Raw genomic sequence first — 12,156 nt, forward strand, 5'->3', positions numbered from 1 at the left:
CGAGGACACAGGTTCCATAAAATTTCCATGATTCGTTATTTAGCTTTCGTTCTCTGTGAGTACAAATACTCGACTCCTCTAGGCGTAATCTTTGTCCCGGCACGACCTCTGCCTTTGGTGATTAGTCCTTCGGATTCTAACCCATTTAGCCGAGAACGAACCTGCTGAGGTGTTAATGAATTATGACTTTCTAAACTTTTTTTAGCAATCCATTCCCTACTGGCTGGTTTCCCTAAATCATTGCAAGATTTTATCGTCTCTAAAATAAATAAATACTCTTCTGTTTCTAGTACACTCTTTGAAAGAGCAGTGGCTTCTATTCCATTCGTATTTTTGAGATGTAGTTTGTAATTAGGGATATCTTGGAGTGTGATAGTGTTGTTATCGCAAACTGTTAACATATAATCAACGATACTTTTTAATTCACGGACATTCCCAAACCAATCATCTGTCAGTAGGTGTTCAAGAACAGCAGGGTCCAATTTTACCCATTTGCCGCTTTTGGCGATAAAATGACTCACTAATAATGGAATATCGCTTCTTCTTTCACGTAAGGCTGGGATAGAAAAGTGAAGAACATTTAGTCGATAGAATAAATCAGGCCGAAATGTACCTTCAAGCATTTTTTCTTGAATATTTTTGTTCGTCGCAGCAATAATTCGAACGTTAATCGGAATGATTTTTCTACCGCCTATTCTACGAATCTCATTTTCCTGGAGAACGCGTAATAAATGGGCTTGGAGGGACATGCTGATATCGCCAATTTCATCTAAAAAAATGGTCCCATTATCTGCTAATTCAAACAGCCCTTTTTTGCCTCCTCTTTGTGCCCCGGTAAAAGCGCCTTCATCGTAACCAAATAGTTCACTTTCTAAGAGCGTTTCTGTTAATGCGCTGCAATTTATGGCGAGAAAAGGGCCATTTTTCCTCATGGAATTTTTGTGCATAGCATTTGCAAACAATTCCTTACCTGTTCCAGTTTCTCCCTGTATGAGAACCGGATGGTCCGATAATGCCAGCTTCTTTGCTATGTCCTTCCTGTTTTTCATAAGAGAATGTTCGCCAATAATGTCATGTAAATCATATTTGGCATAAAACCCTTTCCCTTTTAATTCTCTTTGTGCTTCTTTTTCAATTTCAAAAGCTTGATTGACGCTTTTAAACGTAGCAACAATAGTATTTTCCTCTTTCATGTGGAAGCGGAAAATCACAACTTCAACCCCATTAATAGTAAAAAACTTACTTTGTTCCATGCTGTTAATAATAAAATCTGCGATCTCCTGGTGGAGAATCATTTGGATTGGGATGCCTATCACTTCCTGTGCAGAGCGATGAAAGAGGGCTTCGAGCCTATGATTAAAAACGGAAATTTCATGGTTATGGTTAATAGCTATAATTCCATCATCAATTGTATTGACTACATTATGTAAATGCTTATTAATTTTGGTGGTTGATTGTTCGGCTTGGAGCAACTTCCGTTGTAGGTCTACAATACTACGAATATAGCGTTCTGATATTTTTGACGACATAGTTTCTGACATTTGGCAGCAATCCACTAACTTAAGGATGGTTGTCATGTCAAAAAGGCGCACATCAATATTAATAATTTTTTTGATAGATGGGGGACAAAGGTGCGGTTCTCCTGGTGAAACAGCTAGGTCAATTTTTTCATAAAAAAACTGCTCCTTCCGGAATGGAACGAATTGTACATGGTTAATCCCTAGCTGGTAAAGCTTTTCAATAAAGTCAATAGTTTCTGAAAGATCATCATTCACCATTAAAACGTTTGAGCCATCTGGGATTTGCAAGAGTTTATCTATATGTTCATGGTTTATTGTTCTTTTGCCTACAATGAAGCTTTTACCCGTTATGCTAGAAAGGGCCAGAGCTTCCTGTTTAATGACTTCAGATGAAAATAAAATGACATGGTCATTAATTAATGGTGGAAGTCCTTCGTCTACGGAAAAACCATTTATTTCTATATATTCTCCTAGCAGATGTTGTAGTTGTTCTTGGAGTACTTGCTTGGTTTTCGGCCCTCCGGTAAGTAGGGTAATAGATAGTTTTTTCATGGAATCACCCCGAAATGGTTTGAATTGGTTAAATGGTATCACGCGAAAGAACCAAAAACAACCAAAAAAGAGATTAGCAATCCCGTATCCTTATAATAAGTAAGAGGTTATTGTTGGCACAAAAATTGCAAAAGAGTAGATAGAACGTTCTAGAAGATTTCAGGTTAAAAGGTTGGGTGGAAGAAGTTTTATAGGTAATATTTTCTAAAAATTCAAATTAAGGGAGAGAGACGATGAGCCAAAACGCTGAAAAAATTACACCGATTCAAAAAGAAGGAAAAGTAAAGAAGCAGAGAAAAATGAATGTGTTTGCCTTATTACTCGGGATTCTATTGATTGCAACCCTATTAACCTATATTTTGCCCGCTGGTGAGTATACACGTGTAGAGGTGGACGGACGAACGTCGGTTGACCCAGGTTCCTTTAAATGGCTGGAATCCAGTCCAGTCGGTTTGTTTGATATGGTGAAGGCTATTCATACAGGGATGGTAGAAGCGTCAAATATTATTTTCTTCGTGTTAATTATCGGAGGATTTTTTGGCGTATTAAGTGCAACGGGTACTGTAGATGTGTTAATTACGACTATGGCAAAGAAGCTTTCCACACGGGAGAAATTATTAATTCCTATTATGATGCTGTTCTTTGCTGCTGGGGGTTCATTGATGGGAATGGCGGAAGAAACACTTGCCTATATTCCATTATTAATCCCACTTGCTTTAGCTCTAGGATTTGATGCTTTAACAGGAACGGCAATTGTTCTGTTAGGTGCATCAGCAGGTTTTACAACTGCTGTAATGAATCCGTTTACAGTAGGGATTGCTCAAGGAGTTGCGGAACTCCCTATGTTTTCTGGGATGGGATTGCGCCTCGTTCTCTTTGTAATTGTGTATTTGGTATCTGTTCTATTTGTGTATCGATATGCCATGAAAGTTAAAAAAGATCCATCCTTAGGTTATTATGGGAAGTATTCACGGGACACGGCCTCAGAATTACTAGACTCAACAGCTGAGCTGACAAGTAAGCATAAATTTATTCTTGGAGCATTTCTTCTTAATTATATTGTATTAGCATTTGGTGTAATAAAATATCAGTGGTATATTACAGAAATCGCTGCATTATTTGTCATCTTAACCATCGTTATCGGACTGATTGGCAGACTTTCTGTTGAAAAAATGGTTCAGTCATTTACGAATGGTTCTGCTGCTTTAATCGGCGGAGCATTGATTATTGGTTTATCACGAGCTACCCTTGTCGTGTTAAATGATGGGCATATTGTTGACTCCATGCTGCATAGTGTATCTGAATCGATTAAGCATGTCCCGGCGTATTTAAGTGTCATTGGCATGTATAATTTCCAAGCGCTTATTCATTTTATATTAGCATCTGGCAGCGGACATGCGATGTTAACCATGCCGATTATGACTCCACTTGCTGATTTACTGGATATTACACGTCAAACTGCTGTATTATCTTTTTCTTTTGCTGATGGAATCGGGAATATTATTTTCCCAACAGCTGGTACACTAATGGCAGGACTAGCGATTGCTGGTATTCCATGGACAAAGTGGGCTAAGTGGGTGTTGCCATTAGTGTTTATTCAATACATCATTGGTTTAATCGCAGTAGTGATTGCCTACTTAATGAACTATGGACCTTTTTAAATGGCTCTGTTAAATTTTCCTGTTGATTTCCGCTCCAGGCACGAGCGGTTCGTGGGTGTTTCGGTGAGCCTCCTCGGAGAAACGCGCCTGCGGGGTCTCACCTGAACCATACTCCCACAGGGGTCTTCGTGCCTTTCGCTCCAATCAACAGGTAATAATAATCAACAAGTTCTTTAACACAGCCTATATTTAAGACAGCTATGAAGTTAGGAGAGAATCACTTTGTTAATCTTAATTAAAAATGGTGAAGTATACGCCCCTCAATATTTGGGTGTAAAAGATATTTTAATAACGGGTGATAGAATTGCCTTTATACAGGATGAGATTCGGATACCAGATGGGTTTGTCCCGATAGAAGTCATTGATGCCAAAGGCAAGATCGTGGTTCCTGGATTCATTGATTCCCATGTTCATATTATTGGTGGTGGAGGGGAAGGCGGGTTTAAAACCCGCACCCCTGAAATTATGTTGTCTGACATTACGACTTCCGGTATCACAACATTAGTTGGTGTTCTTGGGACGGATGGGACCACTCGCCGAATGGAAAGTCTGCTTGCAAAAGCACGGGCCCTCGAAGAGGAAGGTGTAACTTGTTATATTCACACGGGGTCCTACCAAGTTCCTGTAAAGACATTAACACAGCGTATTGAAGATGATTTAATTTTAATTGATAAAATCATCGGAGTAGGTGAAATTGCCATCTCTGATCATCGATCATCGGAACCAACGTTTGAAGAACTTGTTAAGATTGCTGCCGCAGCTCGCAACGGGGGGATTTTGTCAGGGAAAGCAGGAGTATTAGAAATCCATGTGGGCGATGGTGACGAAAGATTATCCCTTCTTGAGGAAATTATTGAGAGAACGGAAATCCCCGTCCGCCATTTCCATCCGACTCATATTAATCGTAATGAAGAGTTATTCCAGGCAGGAATTGTTTTTGCAAACAAGGGAGGATATGTGGATTTTACGACAAGCACCATCCCTCAATTCCTTGAAGAAGGGGAAGTCAAATGTGCAAAGGGATTAAGGGTGATGCTTGAGCAAGGAGTAAACATTGGGCATATCACCTTCTCGTCTGATGGACAAGCAAGTTTGCCGTATTTTGACAACAGTGGTGAGTATAAAGGACTACAGGTCGGTAGAGTCTCCTCCTTATTCAAAGAGGTCCGTGATGCAATATTGGAAGAGGGAATTCCGTTGGAACAAGCGATTCAGGTTATTACCTCTAACCCGGCACAAGTCCTTAAGCTTCATCAAAAAGGAGCCATTCAAAAAGGAAAAGACGCCGATCTCGTCATACTAGAAAAAGACACACTCGAAATCCAAACCGTCATTGCCAAAGGACAAACCATGGTCCACCAAGGTCAACCCCTTGTAAAAGGAACTTTTGAATAATGCTAGTCGGGTGTCAGGCACCGCTTGTGGACGTTTGTCCGCTAGTGGTGGACACCTTTTTTTGTTTAGGTTTTTCACACAGATTTCACACATTTATTCCAAAGTTCTGCCAAACCCTTTGGCTATACTGAGAAGGTAAGTAAGACAAGCAAAGGAGTGATGAAGATGAATCTGAAAAAGGGATTAATGATAGGCGTTGGCGCCCTTATACTGCTGGGTGGGACATACCAGTTTCAGACGGCACATGCTGCTGAGAATCCACAAACAGTGGAAGCAAAAGCGCATACTGGTAAAAAGTTCGAGATGTTAAGTAAATACCAAGCGCAAATTCATCAAGTAAATCAGTTACGTAAAGAGCGGTTGGATTTGAAAAAACAGATGGTCGACAAAAAGGATCAGTTAATCGATTTGTTTTTAGCAGCAAAAAAGAACGGCAATAAAGAGGACTTAAAGCAGGCCAAGGAACTGAAGAAGCAGTTGAAAACGACAAATAGCGAACTCAAGTCTTTGGTAACTAAGAGTAGGGATGAAAGGAAGGCCTTGAAAGAGGGAGTGAAAGCGGGAGACGCCAGCGAACAGTTTACCAAGGTAATTGCTGCCCAGCAACAAATCAATAATAAAATGAAAGAGCAGGTGGCCCTGCTTGATCAAATGATTGCTAGTTTTAAATAGGGTTTTACGAAAGAGATAGTGTGTATTCATGCTATCTCTTTTATAATGGAGGCGAGGTGATTCGAAGATGAAGCATATTTTTGTGGTTGATGATGAGAAAAATATCCGTGATATTTTGCAAAAATATATGGAAAACGAAGGCTACAAAGTCACTCTTTTTTCAGATGGGGAAAATGTGTGTCAGGAGATGCTTCGGTTAAAACCGGATTTGCTGGTGATAGATATCATGCTTCCACATGTGGATGGCCTTGAGCTTTGTAAAGAGATTCGAAAATCGAGTGATATTCCGATAATTTTTGTATCGGCAAGAGATGGAGAGTTTGACCGAATTTTGGGACTGGAACTAGGTGGAGACGACTATTTAACGAAGCCCTTCAGTCCAAGAGAATTGATGGTTCGGATGAAGAATATTTTTAAACGGATGGAAAAGACAGCAGTAAGTAAGCCGCAAATGTTGACGATTCGTGATGTAACGATCGATTTTGAGCGGAGATACATAGAAAAAGATGGGATTGAAATCAAATTAACGGCTAAAGAATACGATTTGTTTATTTTTCTAGCCCGAAATAAAGGCAAGCCATATACAAGGGAAGAACTGCTCGAGTTTATTTGGGGGTATGAGTATACCGGAGATGGCCGCCTGATCGATGACCTCGTCAAGCGTGTCCGTAAAAAGCTTGAGCAGCATGCGTCATCCGTTGAGCTTTCGACGATTTGGGGTTATGGCTATAGGGTGGATGAATGAAATGAAAATTGGCGCGAAGCTCTTATTCACCTATTTTTTATTAATCATCAGTATTTTCTTGGTTACGAGCCTTTCCTTTCATTTCATAGCCCAGCGCTACTTAATTCATGAAACCAAACAGCAGCTGCATAAAGAAGCGGTGGTGGTTAGTCAATTGCTTGGGAGAACCGCCCTTTCAAGCATAACGGTAAAAGAACAGCTGGTGAATCGCAAGGCTTTGGTATTGTCTGAACGGTTGTTGTCGTCAGAAATGATTGTTTGGAATAAGAATCAAGAAATTATCTATACAGACTTAAAGGATAGGAATCTTGCTGAATTTAAGCAGGACCCAGAGAGAAGATATATTTCCGAAACGGTGACCATTATCTCAAAGACGGGGAAAACGAAAGGATATGTCACCCTGGTCCAAAAACTGGATGAGATTAAAGAAATCAATCGTCTCATGCGAAGATCCCAGCTCATTAGTTTGGTGATTTCAGCGTTGATTGCCGTTGGATTAGGCATGTTTTTTGAAAAAAGTCTAACACGGCCGATTCGGAAACTGACGGAGCATATGAAGCATTTTTCACTGAAAGCGGCGGATCGGGAGCTGGAGCTGAATGCAAAGGATGAGGTGGGGGAATTAGCCGATAGCTTCAATGAGTTGTCTAGGAGATTGAAGCAATATGACGATGATCAAAAGGTATTTTTTCAAAATGCTTCCCATGAGTTAAAGACACCGTTAATGGCGATCCAAGGAAATGCTGAAGGAATTTTAGACGGAGTAGTGACTGGTGATGACGTGAATGCAAGTCTCAATGTGATCATTTCTGAAAGTCAGCGCTTGAAGCGAATTGTTGAAGGAATCACGTATTTAGCAAAGCTGGAAAGTGTCGAGGAGAGCTTTGTGTTTCGCCGGGAATCACTTAATCTGATTATCGAAGAGGCTGTGGAGACTATCAGAGCATTGGCTGAGCAGCGAGGAGTAAAGATAGTTATTGATGGTGGAGTAATGGAAGCGGTTTTGGTAGACGGGGAAAAAATGAAGAGGGCGTTCATCAATTTATTAGGGAATGCGATCCGCTATGCGAGATCGACTGTTTCCGTCCTATCCGAAGTATCCGAGGATGGAACTTCTGTCGTGGTGAAAGTGTCAGACGATGGAAAGGGATTTGCACCAGAACAAGAGAGGAAGGTGTTCCAACGTTTTTATAGCGGTGAGGATGGCGGATCAGGAATTGGCCTCGCAATCACCAAAGCCATCATCGAGGGACACGGCGGAACGATTACGGCGTTGAATCGAGAGAGGGGAGGAGCAGTGTTCAGAATATGTTTAAATAATGTTTGATAGAAAAAGCACTGGCTATTGGATGGTCTCCAAATAGTCAGTGCTTTGGAATAAACTTAATTGAAGAACCTTAATACGCCATTGATCAATCCAGTGACCAATTTATTTTGATACGTAGCGTTTGTCAGGTTAGCGCGTTCCGTTGAATTGGAGACGAAGCCTATTTCCACCAAGACAGCTGGGGCTTCATTTCCTCTAATCACTCGGAAGCTTTCGTCCTTCACTCCCCTAGTCACCGCACTGGTAATCTTAACAAGCTCATTTTGGAGCAAAGTTGCCAGCTGTTTACTTTCCACAGGCATGACACCGTCTTCAGAGTTATAGTAAGATTCAATTCCCGATGCACTTGTGCTAGTTGAAGAATTGCAATGAATACTAATAAAAGCATCTGGTTTAATAGAGTTAGAATATATTACTCTATTATCTAATGAAATAAATTCATCCTTATTTCTAGTCAAATAAACCGTTGCGCCGTGGTTTTTTAAAGCATCGGCGAATTTCAAGCTTACTTGCAGGTTAATGTTTTTTTCAAGAACACCTGCAGCGCTGGATCCGCCATCATATCCACCATGACCTGGATCAATGACAATCGTTTTTCCCTTTAGTTCATTGGTGATAGGAATCCAGACACCGTTCGCATCTAAAAAGAATTCTTCACCATTAACTGTAATCCAGCCTGTTTGCATGATTCCGTTAGCGTCGGAGTAGTACCATAGCCCTTTATCTTGGAACCACCCAGTTGACAAGGCTCCTGATTGATTTAGGTAGAACCACTTACCGTCCATTTTGATCCAGCCTGTTTGCATCGCCCCACTGCCATTAAGATAATACTTTTTATTATTATCTTGCAACCAGCCTGTCTGCATTTCGCCTTGGTCATTAAGATAGTACCATTTGCCACCTTCAAGCAACCAGCCTTTGCTTAGAGAAAAATCAGTCCCTAAATAGTACCAGGTGTTATTTGACAAGATCCAGCCTCTTTTAAGTACACCAGTAGAATCTGCATAATATTTTTTTGAGTCTACCATAAACCATCCGCCAGCGGTCATAACTCCATCGTTATTAAAATAGTAAGTCCTACTATTCAAAGTAGTCATACCTGTGGTTAATGCTCCATTACTATTAAAATAATATTTCTTCCCTTGTTCTTCAACCCAACCTGTTTGCATAACCCCACTCGGATTTAAGAAATATTTCTTGCCCTTATCGGTCAGCCAGCCTGTTTGAACCAATCCTTCCGTGTTTGAAAAATACCATTTGCCATTTACCAGTCTCCACCCGAAGGCAAGAGATCCGTCTGTGTTAAACAGATATTTTTTTCCGGCAATTTCAGTAAGAGTAGTAGCAGCAGATCCATCGTTCTTAAAGTAGAACTTCTTTTCATTCACTTCCTGCCATTGGTTAGCCAGCATGATTCCATCCTTGTTTAAAAAGTATACATTGGAATTATCGGAAAGAAGTCCGCTTGTTCGCTCGCCGCTTGAATTTAAGTAATACCAATCCGTTCCTAATAAAAGCCAACCGGTCTTCATCGCACCACTTGCTTGAAGGAAGTACCATTTATTGTTGACGTTCAACCAGCCTGTCTTCATAGAACCATCCGCCTGAAGGTAATACCATTTACCTTTGTCTAGAAGCCAACCGGTCTCCATGGCCCCTTTTGTGTCAAGGTAATACCATTTATCTTTTATGAGAATCCATCCTTTTACAGGACTATCATTTTGGTAATAATACCATTTTCCGTTTTCTAGCTTCCAACCTGTCGTCGCTGCATAGGTCGGTGAAAAGCCTATCCCAAAATTCAAGAGTAATAAAGCAAAAATCGATAAAATCATTATTTTCTTTTTCAACGCTAAAATTCCCTTTCTTTACTAAGTGTAACTCTAAAGAGTTATTACAGCATGGGTACCGAGCTGTATTATGCCTCTATTAGATTTCTCACACTCCTTTTGCTCTAGAGGTCTTGTGTAGTGAGTTGCCAAAAACTACGATTCTATCCTTAATTTGTTAATTTTATATTAAACTGTATTTTCTAGATTGTGAAGCAAAAATCGACAATCTTTCTATTGAAAACGCTAATTGGAAGGGATTTTGTTGAAACCAGGCGAAGTGTGACCTTTTTGAACATGGGCAGGCACCTAATAACCAAGTCATTCGTAACATAGGGATAGGTAGAAAGAGGAGGGGAAAAGCTATGTATCCTTATTCAAATTACTCTGATGCTTTAAGCAGACAACAAAATAAGTTAATTCAAGATATTGAAAAAGCGATTAACGGGGAATATAGTGCGATCCAATGTTATGAAAAAATCGCCAAACTGGCCACGAAGGAAAAGCAGCGTAAGCAAATCCTTGAAATTCGCGAAGACGAAAAGAGACATTATCATCAATTTGTAAGGATTTACACAAGCCTTACTGGCAGGCAGCCTCAACCAAAGGCTTCGGAGGAGTGTCCGAATACGTATAATAAGGGATTAGAGTTTGCATTGGTGGATGAACAAGAGACAGTGGATTTTTATTTGAATATAGCGGATGAAACAACAGATCCATATATTAAGGAAGTTTTCCGTAGAGCAGCAGCTGATGAGCAAAATCATGCGGTGTGGTTCCTGTATTATTTTACGAAAAATAAATAATAGAAAAAACAGGGCTGACCTAGGAGGGTACTCTCGCGAGGTCAGCCCTGTTTTTTGATTGTATAGTTTAGTCGTCATTGGAGTCTCCACCGTAGTCCCCATCGTCGTTCGAGTCGTTATCATCTGAGTCATTGTCATCATCATCATCATCGGATTCGTCTGAATCAATGGTATTGAAGGCAGAGGCATGATACGGGTCGTTGCTATAACTTTTAGAGGTAGCTGCAGCGGTTTGGCCTTTATTTTCAAGGCTAGGGAAGATTAAAAACGCGGCAATGATTGCTAAGGTACCAAAGAATTCCTGCACACCAAAAATAAGATACACACCATACACAAAAAGGAAAATCCCAATCAGCCATTGTATTAATCGTATCGCCTTCAGAAGCATCCCCCCCAAGAAGTAATTCCCAAAAAACAATCCACCATATAAAAATAAATATTACCGCCTAGGACTTTTTATACATAATTTAGGCAATCGTAACTTGATTGCAACATAGTGGTGGAAGTGAAGTTGTCAGTTTTGTTGGAGAAGTAATCATCATTTGTTACTAATCTTGCTAAAAGGTAAGAGGTAATGCCTTCGGCCACATGGAGTCGGTGTAAGTGCCAGAAGAGGTAGGAGGAAATAGTAGTGGGTAACATAGGAAGATTCTACATGCCCGAAGGAGTAGTGGAAAAGAGAAAAGGGTCACGTAGAACGAGTCTAAGCGCATACCCTCAGTAACATGCTCTTATTTTTTTAACCTTTCTTTTATGTTCCCAGCATGCGCCAATAAAATAATCACAAGTAAGCTCCCAGAAATGACACAGCTAATCCAGTCAGAATGGTTGATTACTAGAAACACCGGAATGAGCAGAAATACCCCTAAGCCTGCAAAAGTAAAGCTTTTGGTTAATGGATACAGGATTATGAATCCGATGATAATGACAGGAATAAGCAGTGGTTCAAACATAACCATCCCGCCAATAAAGGTGGAAATTCCTTTTCCTCCCTTAAACTTCAATGTGATCGGCTTGAGATGGCCGATAATGGCCATTCCTAATCCTAGCAGCTGGACAGGCCCGGAAAATTCTAAATAGCGAGCAAGCGATATGACGAGAACACCTTTTAAGGCATCTCCTAAAAAGATGAGGGCAAATGCTTTTTTTCCATGGAGCCGTCCGGCATTTCTTGCCCCCACATTTCCACTCCCATGAAGCCTGATATCCTTATGATAAATCATCTTTGTAACCAAATATCCGAACATAATACAGCCGATAAAATAGCAAATTACTAGATATAGATAAATCATTTGCTCACTTCCCAAATCTTTGATTGTACATGGTGTCAGGCACCAGGTACCTTTTCGTTTGTAAACTTTTAGAAGAGTGTTGTTATTTGATTCGCTGATAAAAATTGAAAATCGCTGATATTTTGTTATATTCGCTGATAAAATTAAAAATTCGCTGATAAAGTTCCGAAATTCGCTGAAAAATGCCTAAAACATACAATTTGATGTAATTGTACAAAGACCCGAACGTTCTGAAGTGGGATTCTATCACGAAAACAACTATATTTGTGAAAATAGCCTTAAAATAAAGGTCTTTGAGGGCATTGGTAGAAATTGTTTATGAGAGGACATTTGCAAAAGCCCGATGATATTATTTTG

The 12,156-nt window shown here is 40.2% G+C and carries 10 protein-coding genes; 6 read left to right on the plus strand and 4 right to left on the minus strand.

Annotation, left to right across the window (positions count from 1 at the left end; genetic code table 11):
* Nucleotides 1-35: 35 nt before the first annotated feature.
* Nucleotides 36-2,072: a sigma-54 interaction domain-containing protein gene (locus tag QE429_RS05620; protein WP_307284986.1), complete on the minus strand. Its 2,037-nt coding sequence runs from the start codon at nt 2,070-2,072 to the stop codon at nt 36-38.
* Nucleotides 2,073-2,305: 233 nt separating this feature from the next.
* On the opposite strand from QE429_RS05620, the gene QE429_RS05625 reads away from it, so the two are divergent.
* The 5 genes from QE429_RS05625 (at nt 2,306) to QE429_RS05645 (ending at nt 7,872) form a co-directional block, all read left to right on the plus strand.
* Nucleotides 2,306-3,733 (plus strand): YfcC family protein, encoded by a 1,428-nt coding sequence (locus QE429_RS05625; RefSeq protein ID WP_307284989.1) that lies wholly within the window; start codon nt 2,306-2,308, stop codon nt 3,731-3,733.
* A gap of 222 nt (nt 3,734-3,955) precedes the next feature.
* Entirely contained in the window at nt 3,956-5,128 is a 1,173-nt protein-coding gene (iadA, locus tag QE429_RS05630) for a beta-aspartyl-peptidase (protein ID WP_307284991.1), read from the plus strand.
* Nucleotides 5,129-5,293: 165 nt separating this feature from the next.
* Nucleotides 5,294-5,800, plus strand: coding sequence for a hypothetical protein (locus QE429_RS05635; protein ID WP_307284994.1), 507 nt, complete (start codon nt 5,294-5,296; stop codon nt 5,798-5,800).
* A 67-nt stretch (nt 5,801-5,867) separates the two neighbouring features.
* Nucleotides 5,868-6,545 carry a response regulator transcription factor gene (locus QE429_RS05640; RefSeq protein ID WP_307284997.1) on the plus strand — a complete coding sequence of 226 codons (678 nt, stop codon included), beginning with the start codon at nt 5,868-5,870 and terminating at the stop codon, nt 6,543-6,545.
* A 1-nt stretch (nt 6,546) separates the two neighbouring features.
* Nucleotides 6,547-7,872: a sensor histidine kinase gene (locus tag QE429_RS05645; protein WP_307285000.1), complete on the plus strand. Its 1,326-nt coding sequence runs from the start codon at nt 6,547-6,549 to the stop codon at nt 7,870-7,872.
* 56 nt (nt 7,873-7,928) lie between these two features.
* Here QE429_RS05645 and QE429_RS05650 read toward each other — a convergent pair whose 3' ends face one another.
* Nucleotides 7,929-9,722 carry an N-acetylmuramoyl-L-alanine amidase gene (locus tag QE429_RS05650; protein ID WP_307285002.1) on the minus strand — a complete coding sequence of 598 codons (1,794 nt, stop codon included), beginning with the start codon at nt 9,720-9,722 and terminating at the stop codon, nt 7,929-7,931.
* Between the two features lie 344 nt (nt 9,723-10,066).
* On the opposite strand from QE429_RS05650, the gene QE429_RS05655 reads away from it, so the two are divergent.
* Nucleotides 10,067-10,507, plus strand: a complete 441-nt coding sequence (locus QE429_RS05655) for a ferritin-like domain-containing protein (protein ID WP_307285006.1) — start codon at nt 10,067-10,069, stop codon at nt 10,505-10,507.
* A 67-nt stretch (nt 10,508-10,574) separates the two neighbouring features.
* Here the strand turns inward: QE429_RS05655 and QE429_RS05660 are convergent, their stop codons facing one another.
* Together QE429_RS05660 and QE429_RS05665 are read right to left on the minus strand one after the other, a co-directional pair.
* Nucleotides 10,575-10,895: a hypothetical protein gene (locus QE429_RS05660; protein ID WP_307285008.1), complete on the minus strand. Its 321-nt coding sequence runs from the start codon at nt 10,893-10,895 to the stop codon at nt 10,575-10,577.
* Nucleotides 10,896-11,238: 343 nt separating this feature from the next.
* Nucleotides 11,239-11,799, minus strand: coding sequence for a glycerol-3-phosphate acyltransferase (locus QE429_RS05665; protein ID WP_307285011.1), 561 nt, complete (start codon nt 11,797-11,799; stop codon nt 11,239-11,241).
* Nucleotides 11,800-12,156 lie beyond the last annotated feature (357 nt).

Origin of the sequence: Bacillus sp. SORGH_AS_0510 (assembly GCF_030818775.1) — a bacterium.
Taxonomy (GTDB): Bacteria; Bacillota; Bacilli; order Bacillales; family Cytobacillaceae; genus Neobacillus.